The following is an 18,491-nucleotide window of genomic DNA, read 5'->3' as shown; positions in this document are numbered from 1 at the left end:
ACTACCCAACCCTTCTCTTCCTGCGATTCAATAATATAAGGGCAAATACAGGAGCCCCTATTAAAGAAGTAATGACTCCAATCGGAAGTTCCGAAGGAGATATGATGGTCCGTGCCAGCAAATCGGCCAATATAAGGAAACCGCTGCCTGTCAGCATGGACAGAGGCAGCAAATGCTTGTGGTCGGGACCCCGCAGTTTCCTGACCAAATGCGGGACAACCAGCCCTACAAAACCAATGGTACCAGAAACAGCCACAGCGGCACCCGTTATAATCGACCCTCCCAGCATAATGACCAGCTTCCTTTTCTGCACATTCACACCTAGATGCTTAGCACGTTCCTCTCCAAATGTCATCGCATTTAATTCCCGGGCATTCATCAATAAAAGAATAGAACCTGCTAAAAAGAATGGCAGAATAATCCGGACATAGCTCCATCCCCTCATCGAGACACTGCCCATCAGCCAGCTGATGATTTGCCGAAGCTCTTCCCCGGTCAACGCAATCATTAAAGAGATAAAAGCGCTTAAAAAAGAACCAACAATCACACCTGTCAGGATAATGGTTTCCACCTTTAAAGCAGGATCGATCTTCTTGGCAAATCCCCTGACACAAAAAATCGTCAGAATCGCAAAAAAGATACTCATAGCCGGCAGGGTCAGCACACCAAAAAACGGCAGGGAGATATGAAGGAAGATGGTTAAAACGGCCCCAACCGATGCTCCTGATGAAACGCCAAGTGTATAAGGATCAGCAAGCGGATTACGCAGCAAACCTTGGAAGGCTGCCCCTGCAATCGCAAGAGAAGCCCCCACTAAACCGGCCAGAAGCACTCTTGGAAGCCGGATATTCATCACGATATTTGCCAGCGTCTCATCAGGAACTGCAGCAATCGGCAGATGCAGTGCTTCTTTCGTAAAAATTTGTAATAATACCGGCAGGGGCACAGAAACCGAACCTGCCGCTATTCCCAAAAGAATAGAAACAATCAAGAACAGAATAGCCGTAAGATAGGCAAACGTGCTTTTATTTTTCAAACGTATCCGGATAGATGGCTTTTGCAAGTTCCTCTACTCCTTCAACAAGACGCGGGCCTGAACGGGTCACCAAATCAGAGTGAACATCGTACACCTGTTCATTTTTCACTGCCCCGACATTTTCCCATCCCTTGCGGCTCAGTATCTGTTTCTCTGGATTTTCCGTGTAGTAGCCATAAGTAGTAATAATAACATCAGGATTTTCCTGAATCATACTTTCTTCATCCAGTTTAGCCCAGCCATCGACCTTTTCAGCTGCGTTATCTGCATGAATTAAAGCAAGCATCTCATCCATAAATGTATTTTTGCCCGCTACATAGACTTCCGGAGCAGGAGAAACTTCAATAAGCGCTTTCTTACGATCCGACTCTGGAATCGCTTTTGCCTTTTCCTCTATCTTGCTCAGCTTTTCCTTCATATCCGCAACAAGCTGATCTGCCTTTTCTTGCTCCCCTGCTGCCTGCCCAATCATTTTAATTGATTTATAAACATCTTTGAAGCTTTGTCCATCATTGACGATAACTACCTTCAATCCTGCGTCCTTCAGCTGCTGGACACCCTCATTCGAATTATGTGTACTTTCATGAGCCAGGACTAAATCAGGGTTTAACGAGATGATTTTCTCGACATTCAGCTCTGTTCCGCCAACCTTTTCTATGTCTTTCGTCTCTTCAGGGTAATTGTCATAGTCAGAACCGCCGACTACCTGCTTCCCTCTTCCCAGAGCAAATACCACTTCCGTATTGCTTGGAATTAAGGAAACAATCCGTTCTGGCTTCTTTTCAATCGTTACTTCTTCTCCAATAGCATCCTTCACCGTTACTGGGAAGGATTGAACCTGTGCCGGCTCTTTTTCCTTTGAAGGATCAGCATTCTTCGTTTCATCAGCTGTATTACAGCCGACAAGCAATACAGCCGCTGTTAAAACAGTCAGCCAAATTCTATACATTTTCTTCATTTTTGCCTCAGCACTCCTTTTTTTCACTGTCAGACAAAATAAAAATGCACCCCCTCCCGGAAGATGCACGCATGGCAATATATAATCGATCTTTCGTCTGCCACACACTTCCCCATCCTCGTAGGTTACAGGTGTTTGAATCCGGGCAGGTCTCCTGGCTCATGATCATTATCCTCAGCCCCTTCCCGCACAAATATGCAGTGGCATGGCTGATGACTCCCATTTACAGTGGCGGGACCGCGTTGGCATTTCACCAACTTCCCTTTTAAGTCTTAAAAAAGACACCCGATTCATTCAGTTATTTTACTATTGTCCTATGACTTTGATTATACAACAAATCCCTCCCCCTGAAAGAGTTTATCTGAAATTCTTCCCCCTCTCTCCTTTCATTCCTCGGTATTAAACACTTGAAATCTTTCGTTATTAGAAATATAATAGTTGAGTCGGTTCATTATATTTCCATGTCCCAGTAGCTCAGCAGGATAGAGCGACAGCCTCCTAAGCTGTAGGTCGTAGGTTCGATTCCTATCTGGGACGCTTCTAAAACAGCCCTGTTATAATGCGGTTTCTTCCGTATTTATAACAGGGCTGTTTCGTTTGCCTCCTTCAAAAGAGACTTAGTGAAACCCGGTCCACTCTCTAGCGGCCTATCTCCTCAAACCACCATACATATTATGGAATAATAGTTTTTATTTGTTATAATGGAGTATAAAAAAGCGAGGTTGGGGGATTTGTTCTTTCTTTATTTGATTCTTGCCGCTACCGGAATCACTGTACTAATTAATACATTTTACTCTTATAAAAAGAGAAAGGAAGTTTTCACTCTTTGGGATCGGAATGCAAAGCTGGACAGCAGGATCAATTACCACCAAACATTTAAAAATTTTTATGAAAACATGAAAAGGAATTCTAAAGAAGATTATTGCGTGGATGATATTACCTGGAACGATCTTAACATGAATAAGATATTTGAAGAAATCAATTATACGTTCACTTCGCCCGGAGAAGAGACCCTATTTTACAGACTGAAAAAAGCCCATGAATCGCATCTCTTTGACGAAAATTTAATTAATAAAATAACAAATGACAGAACGTATAGAGTAAAGCTGTCCCTGATTCTATCAAGATTAGGGAAATCTACTTACGCCGACTCTTCCAAGTATATATTTGGCAACCCCGATTATTTTGTCAAAAAAAATATTTTATTCTCGGTGCCCTCCCCGTTATTGGGCTGATTGCCATGTCCTTTTCATTCTCAATCGGAATTACCCTCTTTATATTGAGCACCTTCATAAACTCATTCCTTTTCTATATGACCCGTTCCAAAAATGAACAAGAATTTGAAAGTCTATTTTATTGTTTAAATATCATTCTGACATCCAGAAAATTAGCAAAGCTGAATAACAATACCGCATTTTTAAAACAAACGGCCAAATTAAAAAGAGCGTCTCTTGTAAGTGTATTGCTGTTAAAAGATGACCCCACTGCGAGTAACTTGGCACTTCAGCTCTTCACACTTATTAAATCCATATTTTTAATTGATTATTTTGTCTTCCATTACATCATTCATTTTTTAAACAATAATCGGGAAATTTATAAATTAGCATGGCAAAACACAGGAAATATAGACTGTTCTATTCTATTGCTTTATGGAGAAAAACATTGCCGTTTTACAGTTTCCCGACATACGCGGATCATAAGGGGCTTACCATTCATAATGCCTACCATCCACTGGTAGCCGAGCCAACAGGAAACGATTTTGACTTTGTGAAGAACATTCTGCTTACTGGTTCCAACGCTTCAGGAAAGTCTACATTTATTAAGACAATTGCTCTTAATGTCATATTGTCTCAGGCCTTAAATACCAGCACCAGCACAAAAATAATCCTAACACGCGGATTAGTCTATTCTTCCATGGCCATGTCCGATGATATAGAAAAAGGCCAATGCTATTTTTTGAGTGAAATCTCCGCTTTAAAGAGAATTTTTGAGATAAGAAATGACAGCCCAGATACTTTCATGTACTTATTTTTTGATGAAATTTTCAAAGGTACCAATACAATAGAAAGAATCGCCGCAGCAGAATCTGTATTAACTGATTTACATCATAAAAGAGAAACAAGAATTATGGCCGCCACTCATGACTTAGAACTGACAGATTCATTATCGCCCCACTATGAGAACCATCATTTTAGAGAGCAAATCATACAGGATGAAATTATTTTTGATTACTTAATCAAAGCCGGACCTTCAAAGACAAAAAATGCGATTGAATTATTAAGAATTATGAATTTCCCTGAACAAGTATATAAAGAAGCCCTGCTCCGCTCTAGGGAACATGTTAATTAAAAGGACTATTTTATTCATAAAAAATCTCTCATCAGAGGTTTTATATCCATAAGAGGTGGTATACATACTACTGTAAGACATTCTCACCAAAGGAGATGATTCGACAATGATTACGATCAGCAACCGATGGAATCATGAGAATGACAGTGCAGTTTTCAGTCCCGGTGATCTGCATTAGACGAATCTCCGCCTTATGCTTTTAAATGAAAGAAAAAATTTCGTTTCCAAAGGAGTGAGCGGCTATGTCCCAGAACCGCCTTAGGAACCCAGAAATTTTTGAAGCGATTTTCAGTCCCGGTGATCAATGCTAGCCGTAACCGGAGCCCTATGCTAGAAAATGAATAAAAATTCGTTTCCCAAGGAGTGAGCAGCTATGTCTCAGAACCGCCTTAGGAACCCAGAAATTTTTGAAGCAATTTTCAGCCCCGGTGATCAGCGCTAGCCGTAACTGCAGCCTTATGCTTGAAATTAATATAAAAAATTCGTTTCCCAAGGAGTGAGCGGCTGTGTCCCAGAACCGCCTTAGGAACCCAGAAATTTTTAAAGCGATTTTCAGTCCCGGTGATCTGCATTAACTAAAAGGGACCAAGCATACCCAAAACTTTTAACACACAATTAAACAGCACACGCTCAAGAAAAGACCGGAACGCTATGTTCCGGTCTTTATTTTGGTACAGCAATATACCCCCGCTAAAAGTCAGACTCTAGAAAAGCTTGCTCCCCTTTTCAAAAGCTCAGCCATTCCAGTTGTGTTATATTAATGGGTACAAGATATTAAAGGAGTATGAAAACATGGCCAAAAGTTTAGTATTAGCAGAAAAACCATCCGTGGCCCGCGATATCGCCAATGTGCTGAAATGTACGAAAAAGGGCAACGGTTATTTAGAAGGCGACAAATATATTGTGACGTGGGCGCTGGGACATCTAGTAACCCTCGCAGATCCGGAAACATATGATCAAAAATATCAAAAGTGGGAACTGGAAGATTTGCCCATGCTTCCTGAACGATTAAAATTAACCGTCATCAAACAGTCTGGCAAGCAGTTCAATGCCGTGAAAACTCAATTGAACCGCCACGATGTGAATGAAATTATTATCGCAACTGATGCCGGACGTGAAGGCGAGCTGGTAGCGCGCTGGATTCTTGCTAAATCCAAAGTAAATAAACCTGTAAAGCGCCTATGGATTTCTTCCGTGACTGATAAAGCGATTAAAGAGGGGTTTAAAAATTTGAAGCCCGGCCAAGCGTACGAAAACTTATACTACGCAGCCGCAGCCCGTTCTGAAGCAGATTGGTATATCGGCCTAAATGCAACAAGAGCTTTAACAACGAAATATAATGCACAGCTGAATTGCGGCCGTGTTCAGACCCCTACTGTTGCGATCATCGCTGCACGCGAAGACGAAATAAGGAACTTTAAGCCTCAAACTTATTATGGCATCGAAGCAAAAGCTGACCAAATCAAATTAACGTGGCAGGATGCCAAACATAACAGCCGCAGCTTCAACAAAGAAAAAATCGAAACCATTGTTCAATTATTAGATCGTAAGGATGCCAAAGTAGTGTCCATTGACCGCAAAGCGAAAAAATCCTTTGCGCCGGCCCTTTATGATTTAACGGAACTGCAGCGGGATGCCAATAAATTATATGGCTACTCTGCGAAAGAAACACTGAGGATTATGCAGGGTCTATACGAGACTCACAAAGTGCTGACCTATCCTCGTACAGACTCCCGCTATTTATCTTCAGATATTGTCAGCACGATACCTGAACGCCTAAAAGCATGCGGAGGCCGCGAATATCGTTCACTGGCTAACAAAATAGTAAATAAACCGATTAAGCCTTCCAAAGCTTTTGTAGACGACAGCAAAGTCAGTGACCACCATGCCATTATCCCTACTGAGGGGTACGTGAATTATTCTTCTTTTTCGGATAAAGAGCGTAAAATCTATGACCTCGTCGTAAAGCGTTTCTTTGCTGTCCTGCTCCCAGCCCATGAATACGAACAAGTGACAGTACAAGCCCTAATTGGCGATGAAAAATTCATTGCGAAAGGAAAAACAGTCCTTCATGCCGGCTGGAAAGAAGTATACGGCCATTACGCTGATGAAGAAGAAGCGTCAGAAGAGATAAAAGAACAATTATTGCCTCAGATTAAACAAGGCGATGTATTAAAGATTAAGCTGCTGGCACAAACAAGCGGCCAGACAAAGCCGCCGGCCCGCTTTACAGAGGCCGCATTATTATCCGCCATGGAAAACCCGGCAAAATATATGCAGACAGGCAGCAAAGAACTCGCCCAAACGTTAAAAGCGACCGGCGGACTCGGTACAGTTGCTACACGTGCTGATATCATAGATAAATTATTTAATTCCTTCTTGATCGAGAAACGCGGCGGCAAAGAGATTTATATCACTTCCAAAGGCCGTCAGCTGTTAGATCTGGTTCCAGATGAGTTACGTTCTCCTGCTACAACAGCTGAATGGGAACAAAAACTTGAACTGATCGCTAAAGGCAGGCTCAAAAAAGATGTATTTATTAATGAAATGAAAAAGCATACGAAAGAAATCGTGGCCGAAATTAAAGCAAGCTCTAAAAAATACAAGCATGAAAACATCTCTACAAAATCATGTCCGGACTGCGGCAAGCCGATGCTCGAAGTAAATGGCAAAAAGGGTAAAATGCTTGTTTGCCAAGACCGGGAATGCGGGCACCGCAAGAATGTATCCCGTGTTACGAATGCCCGCTGCCCGAAATGCAAGAAAAAGCTGGAGCTTCGCGGCGAAGGCGAAGGCCAAATCTTTGTATGTAAATGCGGGCATCGCGAAAAGCTGTCGGCCTTCCAAGAACGCAGGAAGAAAGAGTCACGCGGCAAAGTCGATAAACGGACCGTTCAAAAATACTTAAAACAGCAAAACAAAGAAGAGCCAATCAACAATGCATTGGCAGATGCACTAAAAGGATTTAAGTTTGACTGATGACAAAAAGCTGAGCATTTTCATTAGGCTCAGCTTTCCTATTTCAGTACATCGTTATTTCACAATTAACACCGGACAGGTGACGCGCTTTGCGACTTTATGGCTCACACTGCCGAGAACCATTTCCTGGAGAGTGTTCAGTCCCCTGCTGCCGATCACAGCCAAATCAAATTTTTCCTTGTTCGCATATTCCACAATAGAGGGGCCAGGTTCTCCGTGTATGATCTTTACCTTGTATGTGACCTGTTCCGCTTTCATTAATTCTTCTACGGGCTGAAGCTTCATTCTTCTAGTGAATTCCGTATCTCCTTGTGAATGCAGTACATCACTTTTGGATTTTTCAAAGTCAGCAACATAAATGACTTCTATCACACTTTCTTGAGTAAATGAAGCCATTTTAATCGCTTCTCTTGCAGCACGATATGAATGATCTGATCCGTCAAACGCCAACAAAATCTTTTTAAACATGATTTTTCACTCCATTCCCTTATCCATTCTTAATGTGCAGACAGCTTTGTATCAGAATCATTAAATACAGCCAGCTTATCGACAAGCTTCTTGCTTGCTGCGTTCAGATTCTTCAAAGTAACGTGATTATGATTCTCGCGTAATTTCATCACCGCTTTATCAATAGCGCCTACAGCTGAATCATCCCAAACATGAGAAGTCGAAAAATCAATGACAATATGTTTATTTTCAGCCGTATAATCAAAAGCATCCACAAACGCGTCTACAGAAGCAAAGAATAATGGCCCTTCCACTTCATAGTTGACTTGATTGTTTTCTGTACGCTTTCTGACCTTCAGTTTTGAAATTTTCGCAACGAAGAATACAGCGCTTAAAATAACCCCGGCGATAACCCCTTTTGATAAATCATGTGTCGCAACGACAATGGCCACAGTGACTAACATGACGAGCGCGTCCGCTTTAGGCGCTTTTCTTACATAAGAAAACGAAGCCCAGTCAAAAGTACCGATTGAAACCATAATCATAATTCCTACAAGTACAGACATCGGAATCTGCACGACTAAGTCCCCTAATATAATAATAAGGAAAATTAAAAAGGCACCAGCAACAAAAGTAGATAATCTTCCCCTTCCGCCTGACTTCACATTAATGACAGATTGTCCGATCATAGCACATCCAGCCATGCCTCCAAAGAAGCCTGTCACAATGTTTGCGATTCCCTGTCCTCTGGCTTCCCGGTTCTTGTTGCTTTCCGTATCCGTCATATCATCCACAATAGAAGCGGTCAGTAAGCTCTCCAGAAGTCCAACAATCGCTAAAGAAATCGCATAAGGAAAAATGATAGCAAGCGTTTCAAACGTGAAAGGAACATTTGGAATAAGGAGTGACGGCAGCGATTGCGTGATGTTTCCTAAATCTCCGACCGTTCTCAAGTCAGCCCCGCTAAAGATTGCAGCCACTGTTAATACGATAATCGCAATAAGCGGTGCCGGAATCGCCTTAAAAAACCTTGGCACGATATAAACGATCAGCAAGGTGACACCAACAAACACATATGTCATAGTAGAAATACCTATAAAGTTCGGAACCTGTGCCATAAAGATTAGAATCGCCAAAGCATTGACAAAGCCAATCATGACCGCCCTAGGGATAAATTTCATAAGTCTCGCTATTTTAAAGACACCAAATAGAATTTGGATAATTCCAGTCAGAATGGCTGCAGCAAATAAATACTCCACTCCGTACTCCCGAGCTAATGGAGCCATTACCAAAGCCATGGCTCCGGTGGCAGCAGAGATCATCGCCGGTCTTCCTCCGGCAAATGAAATGATCAGAGCCATTGTAAACGATGCATACAGACCGACCATCGGATCAACTCCGGCAATGATAGAAAAGGCAATGGCTTCTGGGATAAGGGCAAGCGCCACAACAATTCCCGCCAGGATATCGCCTTTTATATTTGAAAACCATTCTCGTTTTATCTTTTCAATCAATGAATAAACCTCCATTTCAGCTATATGTTATAAATCGATGCACAATCCAAAAACGATGTTAACAGTCTATCACCAATCGGACCAAAAGGGAATCTTTTTGGGAAGATTAATACTTCTCTATATCTTTATTTTTTATAAATAAGATTCCCAGAATCTCCTGCTCTTCATCCTGCTTTATCCAAATGGACAACTGCAGAGCCTCGCGAAATTTTATGATATGATAGGGGTAAGAACGGCAGTTAGGAGAGTATGCAATGCTTATCGGGTATATGAGACCTTCTCAAGAAGATCCAGACTGTTCATGGCAATCTAATGAAATGAAAAATATGAATTGCGATGTAATAATTAAAGAAGAACATTCTTCCGCAAAAAAAAGACTCCTGCTCAATCAAATGATGGATCGCTTACAACAAGGAGATAAGATCGTCGTTACGAAACTTTTCGTGCTCGCTGATTCCACAAGACATCTCGCTGAATTGCTAGATACAATAGACAGCAAAGGCGGATATCTTCAGTCCTTAAAAGAAGAAATCGACACGGGCGAATCTGCCGCCTATTCATTCAAAACAATGGTCCAGCACCTGGTCGAATTCCAGAGTGATGTAATCAGCGAAAAAACGAAGACCGGTTTAAACGAAGCAAAACAAAAAGGAATTATTCCCGGGCGTCCAAGGAAACCCGATGCCAATGTCCAGCGGGCCATTGAAATGTACCAAACTAAAAACTATACGTTAGCCCAAATAAAAGAAGAAACGGGAATCAGCAAATCAACCTTATATAGATATTTAGAACAATAAAACTCCTGAATTCTTATGTATAAAAAGAATAATTTTCAGAAAATCAAGATGCCTAATTTCTGGTTCAGAACCCGCCGGCTTTCCGTGCGGGTTTTTATTAGGATCAGCATCCCTCCAGCCTTATGGCATTGGAGCAGATGGGAAGAAGCATAGCAATCCCGGTCAGTTTCTAGTAAGATAGAATAAGTGTATTTTCTCGCTCAGTTCGAGAAGATGCCCAACTCTAACGTTTATAGAAACTACTGAGGTCTTTCCACACATGTTAGGAATAAACCCGGATGAATATCGTTTTACTTTATATTAATCAGGAGGTTCAATCATGAGCTTACTTTCAATAGATAAATTAGGTCATAGTTTTGGTGACCGCACTCTTTTTAAGGACGTGTCCTTTCGCCTGATGGCTGGAGAACATGTTGGACTTGTAGGGGCGAACGGGGTCGGAAAGTCTACAATGATGAATATCATTACCGGACAGCTCATCCATGATACCGGACGTGTAGAATGGACGCCAGGCACCATTTATGGTTACTTGGACCAGCATACCGTTCTTGAAAAAGGAAAGACGATCCGAGACGTGCTCCGTGATGCCTATCTTCCTTTATTTGAGCAGGAGAAGGCCTTAAATGCAGTCACTGAAAAAATGGGAACAGCCACTCCCGAGGAGCTTGAATCCCTTTTGGAGGAAATGGGCGAAATTCAGGATAAACTTGAGGCTGGCGGTTTTTATAACCTCGATATAAAAATAGAAGATGCGGCGCGCGGCCTTGGGCTGGATGCCATCGGGCTGGACCGTGATGTCTCCGCCTTAAGTGGCGGGCAGCGTACGAAGGTTTTGCTGGCCAAACTCTTGCTGGAAGAACCGGAAGTATTGCTGCTGGACGAGCCTACCAACTACCTGGATGTGGAACATATCCGCTGGTTAAGCAGTTACCTGAAGGAGTATCCTCATGCTTTTCTTTTGATTTCTCATGATACAGAATTCATGAATGGCGTCGTCGATGTCATCTTCCACTTGGAATTCTCTAAGCTGACCCGCTATACAGCTACTTATGAGAAATTCCTGGAGCTTGCGGAAATTAATAAAAACCAGCACATCAACGCGTATGAAAAACAGCAGGAATTCATTAAAAAGCAAGAGGATTTCATTGCGAAGAATAAAGCGCGCTATTCGACAACCGGACGGGCTAAAAGCCGTCAGAAACAATTGGAGCGCATGGAGCGGATTGACAGGCCTGAGACAGCTATGAAACCGACCTTTCACTTTAAAGAATCCCGTGCAAGCAGCCGATATGTCTTTGAAGGAGAAGAACTGGAAATTGGCTATGACCGCCCGCTTCTCCCTAAATTGTCGATGAATATTGAACGCGGTGATAAAATTGCGGTCGTCGGCTGCAATGGGGTCGGAAAGTCTACACTTTTAAAAACAATTCTTGGGAAAATCGACCCGCTTGGCGGAAAAAGGTCACTAGGCGACTTCCTTTTCCCTTCCTATTTTGAACAGGAAGTAAAAGCAGGAAGCACTACACCAATCGATGAAATCTGGAATGCGTTTCCTGGCCTGGATCAGCCGCAGGTCCGCGGAATTCTTGCCCGTGTGGGACTGAAGAATGAACATATCACCCGTCCGATGAATCAGCTCAGCGGCGGCGAGCAGTCAAAAGTCCGGCTCTGCAAGCTTATGCTTACAGAGAGCAACTGGCTCTTGTTTGATGAGCCGACGAATCACTTGGATATTACAGCCAAAGAAGAGCTGAAAAAAGCGATGAAAGAATATAAGGGAACCATTGTCCTTGTCTGTCACGAACCTGATTTCTATGAAGATTGGGTGACTAAAGTGTGGGATGTCGAGGCATGGTCTGCTGACCAAACTCAAAACTAACATACCCCCCTGCAGCATAATGCCGCAGGGGGTATTTTCGGTATTTTATGCCTTAGGCCTCTCAGCTACCAAGGTAAATGTTTTAGGGAGTCCTATATCCTGCAGCTTATGGTTTGGTTCTTCTTCCAGCACCTTAATGACTAAACCAGCCTGGCCATGTCACAAGCTCGCCAATCGTCCATTTCCTTTGAATAACCTCTGACAGACTGTCCCTCTTATCGTCCGGCTTATGCTTTGAAAACGCCACCGAATGCTTTTCTAATTCAGGAGAAAAATAATCCCCTGTCACTTTATGCTTCTTCCCTGTTGATGTAATCAGCTTGGTGGAAATCGGATGAAATTCGTGGAGCACAAAGCGGCCTCCCGGCTTCAGCATGCTTCTTACAGTATTTAAAAGCGGTGCCAGGTCAATCATATAATGAAGCACGCCCAATTCCATTAAAACGATCTCCTGCTGTCCGTCCAAAAGATTTTCCGGCAGTGAAAGGACATCTGAAACAATATACTCAAGGTTTACTCCCGCGGCTTCTGCAAGTTCATTAGCGAAGGCAGCATTTTCCCTTGAGAAATCAGCCACTCTTACCTCAGCTCCTAATACAGCAAGCGATACAGCCTTGACTCCATTTGAACCCATCAAATGGGTTATTTTTTTACCGTCTGTGCTTCCTAAATATTTATAAAACGGGTGCAGCCGCCACCATGGATTGGCCCGAATCTTTTCGGCTAATTCTTCCGGCTTTCCAAATCGGTTCAAAAGAGCAAGATAATTATCCTGATTCCATGCCTGCTCATTCTTTGCGGTAAGTCCCTTCTGCAGGCTTTCAAGGTGCTGATGAATAGACCTTTTAAAAATCGCCATTTCTTTTTCATACAAATAGCTGTAAAGGGAGAGACACCAAAATTCTCCCCCTTCTGATACAACAGATATCCTGTAAGGATTTGTTTTAATTGTCGTATTGTATAAACAAAAAACCGATACATCTATCCTATCGGCTTCGAAACGAAATAACGCTCGGTCCGGCGCCTCCTCCGCTTCGGAAGGGAGAAACTCTTCAAATACCTGCCGGGCTTCTTTAAACAGATCCCACTGGACGGAAACCTTGATCTCACTGTAATCCTGCAGTTCAACCTGCTGCAGGGCAAGTGATGCAGCACCGGTGAAATGATAAGGAATATTAGCTGTTTCAAGAAGAGATCCGATTTGCCGTATAGTTTCTATGTATGTTTTATCCATAAACGCTCCTCCTAAACTCACTGTTTCTCCTGCACTAGTGAATGCCTGAATGCATAAATTACCGCCTGGGTACGATCCTGCACTTCAAGCTTGCTTAAAATGTTACTTACATGAACCTTCACTGTTTTAAGCGCGATGAAAAGTTCATCAGCAATCTCCTGGTTGGCTTTTCCTTCTGCCAACAGAAGCAGAACTTCCATCTCGCGATTCGTTAATTGCCGGTGGGGCTCTGAGATCTGGGATGAACGCATTTTTTTCATCATTTTTCCGGTGACTTCCGGCTCAAGAACGATTTGCCCCCCGTACGTTTCTCTGACAGCCCCGGCAATCTCGCTCGCTTTTGAGGTTTTGAGCATATAGCTTGTTGCACCGGCTTCCAATGCCGGATACACTTTTTCGTCATCCAAAAAGCTTGTCACGATAATAATCTTGGCTTCCGGCCACTCGCTGACAATAGATTTCGTCGCCTCAATGCCATCCATTTCGGGCATGACTAAATCCATTAAAATAATGTCCGGTCTTAGAGCGAGTGCCATCTCAACTGCCTGCTGACCATTTTCCGCTTCCCCGACCACTTCAATATCTTCCTGGGCTGACAAGTAAGCAGCCACTCCTATTCTAACCATTTCATGGTCATCTGCAAACAAGACTCTAATCATCCTTTTCACCTTCTTGATATAATAACGGTATTTTCACTTCAAGCCTTGTTCCCTGGTCCGGCACACTGATTACCTTCATCGTCCCGCCAAGCTCGACAGCCCGTTCATACATATTTTGCAAACCATATGAACCTGCTTTTGAGCCTTCCACCTGAAACCCTATTCCATCATCAATCATGCGCATAATCACCATTCCATCCCTGGCGATCAGAAGCACTTCCAGTGAATCTGCTTTCGCATGCCTCAATGTATTAGAAATGGATTCCTGTAAAATCCTGAATAGATGATCTTCTAAACCTTTATCCAAAGGAATGGTCTCCAGTTTCCAGCTGATATCCATCATCACTTTCTGGGATAATTCTTCAAGCAGCTCTTCTATTCCTTCCTTCAAGCTTTTGCCTTTGAGGGCAAATGGCCGCAAATGGAGGAGCAATGCTCTCATTTCAAGCTGAGTTTGATGAATGACTTCTTCTACCCGCTTTAATTGCTTTATTTCACGATGATCCGCCTTCTTGGATTCTGTCAGGGCAGACATCAGCATAGAAGCAGCAAATAACTGCTGGCTCACTGAGTCGTGTAAATCCCTCGCCAGCCGATTGCGCTCCTGAGAAATGATTTCTTGAATCTTTTGTTCCTGTCCAGCTGCTTTTTCACTTGCCAGCTTTTGAGATAATTTAACCTGTTCACTGACCTGCCTGTGGATTCGGAAAATTCTTTCCGACATGTCCTTCCATTCTTGGATGGTATAGTCCCTCTTGGAAAACGGACGCCCCTGCTCAAGAAGATAAAGATCATCCTCAAGCATCCGCAGCTGCCTTTTCCAATACGTACCCGCAGAAACGCCGTATACGAGACCAGCTGTCATGGTCAATGCCGGCAGGAAGATGATAAACGGAAGTCCCATCAGATGTCTCTCCCACAGCCATTTCCAGTCCGCCAGCGGAAATGAATAAAAAACAATGGCTGCGACCGCTAGAGAGGTAAAAAAAGAAACGAGTAAGGCTGTTATAATATGGCGGGTCATCAGATTCATGTTCATATTCGTTTCACCTCTAAATCCCCAACAATCACAGAGGTAATGATATGAATCCTTTGTACCGCCTCTCCAAAGTCCTCAGTATGACAGGAGATCAGCTGATTAAATACTCTTGATTCCGGTCTGTTTTCAAAAATAATTGCTCTTCCTGCGATAACTGAGTGATGAACATGAATCCCTACCCCATAAGGAACAAGAACAGTAATATTGCCGGCCATTTTACGGATTGAAATAACCGAATCGCCTTTAGGGAGAATCGTATTGCTTAAATCTACAACAGCATCACCAATTGCATCCTGAATATTAATAGAATCCCATTCATAGACATGGTCAGGCGTGCTTTGATGCCCAAATAATTTATTTTCAAAAAGCGGGTTCTTTTTTATAATCGTTTCTTTCTTGTCCTCATTTCCAGAATCGCTATCTGCATGCAAGAGCGGTTTAATCCATTTTGGATGTTTCTTCGATTGATAATAAGACAGCAGCAGATAGAGTAAAATGGCCAAAAGAAAAAACTTAAAGAAGTACATATTCAACACGGTAATAATCATGGAAAAAACACCAATATAGAACATCATTTTTCCTATGATCCGTTTCTTGAACTTTCTGCCCAAATAGATCAGGGCAGCCGAAACCGCAAGGGAAAATAAGGGTCCTCCGTCAAAAAAGGACAATTCCAATACTAACAGGACAATCCCGACTAGAAAAATCCATCCTATATAATCTGTTTTCACTTTGTCCAAACCCGGTTCCCCCTTGCTTGTAAAACTCTTAAAAGGCCCAGAAATCTGCGCCTTCTAAGAATAACATGACTAAGATGCTTTTAGTACTCTCTCGAGGATCTGCCGTTTTCATTTTTCAAGAGACAAGGAGGTTTCAGCTTCCTTATTCTTCTTTTCAAGCAACTCAATCCTCGTGTCAATGGTATGCTGATTATAAGAATGATTCATTTGATGTTCCATTCTCTCAAAATAGCTTTCCAGTTCTGTAAACCTGTCTGCCGGCTGCAAACTCCGACTTTCCGAATGGAGGACTTGATTCACCCGGCTGTTTGCATTAGCCATATTTTCCCTCCCCATCAATTCCAGCCGCTTTACATGCATATCTTTCAGTTTACGTTTCATTTCTTCGTATTTTCTTTCCAGTTCCTCCTGCTGAAGCTTTGTCCTGTCTAACGCCTGCTTAAGGTATTCCGCCCGGTCCTCATAATAGCTGCTTTCCTGAACCGCAAATTCTGCCAATTCCATTTCGGAGGATTGTTTTGCAATAACAGCCTGGCGCTTTCGCTTTTCTGCCAGATACTCGGCCTGCTCCAATTCCCTGCTGAACTCATCTTTCAATATTTTCTGCCTTTCAGCCAGCTGTCCAACCTTTTCTGTCTCCTTTTCACATTGCCGAATATACTGATTTAATAACCCCGTTGGGTTTTTCCGCTCTTTCTTATCCAGCAGATCATGAAAGTCTGCTGAGATTGTATCTTTAATTCTTGTAAATAAATTCATGCATAACACCTCTTTAATTTTTAGTGATTTCTTTCCATTCTTTTTCAAAATTCACAAAAGGATCTTCGTCTTGGTTCACACGTTTCTCCTCCTCATTCCACTTCTTATATACATAATAAAGAAGCAGAGCTGCAGCGATTCCTAAAATAGCCGGCGCATGCGAGACAGCCATTGACAGCACAATCAGAGAGATTATTCCCCAGGCAATTTTCCCGCCTGTTGTTTCGCTTTTCATGAATTGTTTAAAAGCGTAATACAGAATCGTTAAACAGATTGCCAGACTGATTAAAGGACCTGCATTCGCAATCAAAATGATCAAGGCGATAAGTCCGATCATAAACAAGCCAAATTTCTTCATGTCTTGTTCCTCCTTTCTATATTTCAAGCTTATCTCTTCACGTGCTTTCCTATAAGGATCCCAAGCTATATTTTGGGATAAGACCTTAGGCTTAGCATTCCTAAGCCCGAAAGCAGTACGGAATTCGCATAAAAAAACCAGCAGACAGTCTGCTGGTTTTAGCCCATTCAATATAGATTATAAATCTTAGCGTTTTACCTTTGGCGTCCGCCTCGTCCCTGACTTCTACCGGATCCGCGGCTGTTTCTTTCGTTTGGACGGCCTTCTGAAGAACGTCTGCTGCGCCCTTCCGAAGAACGTCTCTCTTCTTTCGCAGCGTTCCGTTTCCTCGGGCCTCTTCCAGTAAGTTCTCCTGCTTGATCGGAACCTGACCTGCTTTTGCTTCGCCCTTGGCGAGGCTCACGAAAACCTTCGCTCCCCTCTGACTGCCGTTTTTGCCGCTTTAATCTCCGTGTCCTTTCCCCGCTTGTCTCTTCTTTATCTGTCCGTCCTTCGACCCTTTCCCTTGACCGCTTGCGTTCTACGATATGCCGCGGCTCAAGATCAGCCTTTTTGCGCCGGTCCTCTTGCCGTTCGGAACGCTGTATCATTTTCATACCTTCAATTTGCCTGCGTTCAATTTTCATGGAAATTTCTGCTTCAATCTGTTCAAGCTGGCGGATGTCTTTCGCTGCTATAAATGTTACCGCTAAACCATGTTCGCCCGCTCTTCCTGTACGGCCAATCCGATGAATATAACTTTCGGCATCTTCCGGCACATCATAATTGAACACATGGGTTACGCCTTCAATATCCAATCCTCTCGCCGCCACATCCGTAGCTACCAAATATTGAATTTTAGCTTCCCGGAAACTTTTCATGACTCTTTCCCGCTTGGCTTGAGTAACGTCTCCGTGAAGTTCCTCAGACAGGAATCCCGCTGATTTCAAGGCATCATTCAGCTTAGAAACCCGGCGCTTCGTCCGGCAGAAGATAATGGCCAGAAAAGGCTGTTCCTCCCGCATAATCTTAATCAAAGAGTCCTGTTTAGCCCGGTCCGTTGTCTCTACGACAAGCTGACGGATTTGCTTGACCGTCACTTGCTTTGTTTTGATCTCGACCGTTTTAGGTTCGTGCATAAATCGCTTCGCCAAAGATTGTACCTGCGCAGGCATGGTCGCCGAAAAAAGGAGCATTTGCCGCTCTTTCGGCAAGCTGGAGATAATATCTTCCACTTCCGGTAAAAAACCAATATGCAGCATTTGATCAGCCTCATCCAGTACCAATGTTTTAACACCGGATAAATCAATGGATTCCCTTCTCAAATGATCCAGGAGCCTTCCAGGGGTTGCTACGACTATAGAAATGTTATGTTTCAGCTTTCTGAGCTGCTGCTCAACATCCTGGCCCCCATAAACCGCCAATACTTGTAGATGAGGAATGTCATCAGTGAACTTCTGGACTTCAGAAGTGATTTGAATAGCAAGTTCCCTTGTCGGCGTTACAATCAACCCTTGAATCTGCTCTGCCTCTGGTTCTAGTTTTTCTAAAATAGGAAGCAGGAACGCAAGTGTCTTTCCAGTTCCGGTCTGGGCCTTTGCAATGACATCATAACCCTGCAGCACCTCTGGAATTGCTTTTTCTTGAATCGGCGTTGGTTCATTTATCCCGTTTTTCTCTAATATTTCACCAATCTCCCGGCTGATGCCAAGACTCTTGAATGTTTTCATGAAATGCCTACCCTCTTTATTTCATTTCAGCTTC

The 18,491-nt window shown here is 43.0% G+C and carries 15 protein-coding genes, 1 tRNA gene and 1 riboswitch; of the genes, 5 read left to right on the top strand and 11 right to left on the bottom strand.

The window, feature by feature from the left end; all coding sequences use genetic code 11:
• Window position 1: 1 nt before the first annotated feature.
• The gene (locus BQ4305_RS13445; RefSeq protein ID WP_110928256.1) at window positions 2-1,063 is read right to left on the bottom strand and encodes a FecCD family ABC transporter permease; all 1,062 of its coding nucleotides are present in this window, start codon (window positions 1,061-1,063) and stop codon (window positions 2-4) included.
• A complete protein-coding gene (locus tag BQ4305_RS13440; protein WP_110928807.1) occupies window positions 1,026-1,994 on the bottom strand; it encodes an ABC transporter substrate-binding protein in 969 nt (322 codons plus the stop codon). Before BQ4305_RS13440 ends, BQ4305_RS13445 begins: the two co-directional genes overlap by 38 nt.
• Before the next feature lie 126 nt (window positions 1,995-2,120).
• Window positions 2,121-2,298, bottom strand: a riboswitch (cobalamin riboswitch).
• Between the two features lie 159 nt (window positions 2,299-2,457).
• On the opposite strand from BQ4305_RS13440, the gene BQ4305_RS13435 reads away from it, so the two are divergent.
• From BQ4305_RS13435 to BQ4305_RS13420, 3 genes are all read left to right on the top strand, one after another.
• Window positions 2,458-2,531, top strand: a tRNA-Arg gene (locus tag BQ4305_RS13435).
• 1,230 nt (window positions 2,532-3,761) lie between these two features.
• On the top strand, window positions 3,762-4,343 hold the full coding sequence (locus tag BQ4305_RS13425) for a MutS-related protein (RefSeq protein WP_199880686.1): 582 nt from the start codon (window positions 3,762-3,764) through the stop codon (window positions 4,341-4,343).
• Between the two features lie 792 nt (window positions 4,344-5,135).
• Entirely contained in the window at window positions 5,136-7,322 is a 2,187-nt protein-coding gene (locus BQ4305_RS13420) for a DNA topoisomerase III (protein ID WP_110928253.1), read from the top strand.
• 54 nt (window positions 7,323-7,376) lie between these two features.
• On the opposite strand, the gene BQ4305_RS13415 is transcribed toward BQ4305_RS13420, so the two are convergent.
• Both BQ4305_RS13415 and BQ4305_RS13410 read right to left on the bottom strand, forming a co-directional pair.
• Window positions 7,377-7,790, bottom strand: a complete 414-nt coding sequence (locus tag BQ4305_RS13415; protein WP_110928252.1) for a universal stress protein — start codon at window positions 7,788-7,790, stop codon at window positions 7,377-7,379.
• A gap of 29 nt (window positions 7,791-7,819) precedes the next feature.
• Window positions 7,820-9,283 carry a SulP family inorganic anion transporter gene (locus BQ4305_RS13410; protein WP_110928251.1) on the bottom strand — a complete coding sequence of 488 codons (1,464 nt, stop codon included), beginning with the start codon at window positions 9,281-9,283 and terminating at the stop codon, window positions 7,820-7,822.
• Between the two features lie 254 nt (window positions 9,284-9,537).
• Between BQ4305_RS13410 and BQ4305_RS13405 the strand changes: the two genes are divergently transcribed.
• Window positions 9,538-10,080, top strand: a complete 543-nt coding sequence (locus BQ4305_RS13405; protein ID WP_110928250.1) for a recombinase family protein — start codon at window positions 9,538-9,540, stop codon at window positions 10,078-10,080.
• 319 nt (window positions 10,081-10,399) lie between these two features.
• Window positions 10,400-11,959: an ABC-F family ATP-binding cassette domain-containing protein gene (locus tag BQ4305_RS13400; RefSeq protein ID WP_110928249.1), complete on the top strand. Its 1,560-nt coding sequence runs from the start codon at window positions 10,400-10,402 to the stop codon at window positions 11,957-11,959.
• 133 nt (window positions 11,960-12,092) lie between these two features.
• Here BQ4305_RS13400 and BQ4305_RS13395 read toward each other — a convergent pair whose 3' ends face one another.
• From BQ4305_RS13395 to BQ4305_RS13365, 7 genes are all read right to left on the bottom strand, one after another.
• Window positions 12,093-13,193 carry a class I SAM-dependent methyltransferase gene (locus BQ4305_RS13395; protein ID WP_234396960.1) on the bottom strand — a complete coding sequence of 367 codons (1,101 nt, stop codon included), beginning with the start codon at window positions 13,191-13,193 and terminating at the stop codon, window positions 12,093-12,095.
• A 17-nt stretch (window positions 13,194-13,210) separates the two neighbouring features.
• On the bottom strand, window positions 13,211-13,852 hold the full coding sequence (locus BQ4305_RS13390) for a response regulator transcription factor (RefSeq protein ID WP_110928248.1): 642 nt from the start codon (window positions 13,850-13,852) through the stop codon (window positions 13,211-13,213).
• Window positions 13,845-14,885, bottom strand: a complete 1,041-nt coding sequence (locus BQ4305_RS13385; protein ID WP_110928806.1) for a sensor histidine kinase — start codon at window positions 14,883-14,885, stop codon at window positions 13,845-13,847. Before BQ4305_RS13385 ends, BQ4305_RS13390 begins: the two co-directional genes overlap by 8 nt.
• A gap of 2 nt (window positions 14,886-14,887) precedes the next feature.
• Window positions 14,888-15,622, bottom strand: a complete 735-nt coding sequence (gene liaF / locus BQ4305_RS13380; RefSeq protein ID WP_234396985.1) for a cell wall-active antibiotics response protein LiaF — start codon at window positions 15,620-15,622, stop codon at window positions 14,888-14,890.
• Window positions 15,623-15,739: 117 nt separating this feature from the next.
• The gene (locus BQ4305_RS13375) at window positions 15,740-16,390 is read right to left on the bottom strand and encodes a PspA/IM30 family protein (RefSeq protein ID WP_110928246.1); all 651 of its coding nucleotides are present in this window, start codon (window positions 16,388-16,390) and stop codon (window positions 15,740-15,742) included.
• Between the two features lie 13 nt (window positions 16,391-16,403).
• A complete protein-coding gene (locus tag BQ4305_RS13370; RefSeq protein WP_110928245.1) occupies window positions 16,404-16,748 on the bottom strand; it encodes a lmo0954 family membrane protein in 345 nt (114 codons plus the stop codon).
• Window positions 16,749-16,942: 194 nt separating this feature from the next.
• A complete protein-coding gene (locus BQ4305_RS13365; RefSeq protein ID WP_110928244.1) occupies window positions 16,943-18,457 on the bottom strand; it encodes a DEAD/DEAH box helicase in 1,515 nt (504 codons plus the stop codon).
• Window positions 18,458-18,491 lie beyond the last annotated feature (34 nt).

This window comes from Bacillus massiliglaciei (genome assembly GCF_900098925.1).
Classification (GTDB): Bacteria; Bacillota; Bacilli; order Bacillales; family DSM-1321; genus Peribacillus; species Peribacillus massiliglaciei.
This window is presented reverse-complemented; position numbering and strand designations above follow the sequence as displayed.

Coding starts and splice junctions, on each gene's coding strand:
- BQ4305_RS13440 (WP_110928807.1), bottom strand. CDS start 1,994: ATGAAGAAAATGTATAGAATTTGGCTGACTGTTTTAACAGCGGCTGTA.
- BQ4305_RS13420 (WP_110928253.1), top strand. CDS start 5,136: ATGGCCAAAAGTTTAGTATTAGCAGAAAAACCATCCGTGGCCCGCGAT.
- BQ4305_RS13415 (WP_110928252.1), bottom strand. CDS start 7,790: ATGTTTAAAAAGATTTTGTTGGCGTTTGACGGATCAGATCATTCATAT.
- BQ4305_RS13405 (WP_110928250.1), top strand. CDS start 9,538: ATGCTTATCGGGTATATGAGACCTTCTCAAGAAGATCCAGACTGTTCA.
- BQ4305_RS13400 (WP_110928249.1), top strand. CDS start 10,400: ATGAGCTTACTTTCAATAGATAAATTAGGTCATAGTTTTGGTGACCGC.
- BQ4305_RS13395 (WP_234396960.1), bottom strand. CDS start 13,193: ATGGATAAAACATACATAGAAACTATACGGCAAATCGGATCTCTTCTT.
- BQ4305_RS13390 (WP_110928248.1), bottom strand. CDS start 13,852: ATGATTAGAGTCTTGTTTGCAGATGACCATGAAATGGTTAGAATAGGA.
- BQ4305_RS13385 (WP_110928806.1), bottom strand. CDS start 14,885: ATGAATCTGATGACCCGCCATATTATAACAGCCTTACTCGTTTCTTTT.
- BQ4305_RS13375 (WP_110928246.1), bottom strand. CDS start 16,390: ATGAATTTATTTACAAGAATTAAAGATACAATCTCAGCAGACTTTCAT.
- BQ4305_RS13370 (WP_110928245.1), bottom strand. CDS start 16,748: ATGAAGAAATTTGGCTTGTTTATGATCGGACTTATCGCCTTGATCATT.
- BQ4305_RS13365 (WP_110928244.1), bottom strand. CDS start 18,457: ATGAAAACATTCAAGAGTCTTGGCATCAGCCGGGAGATTGGTGAAATA.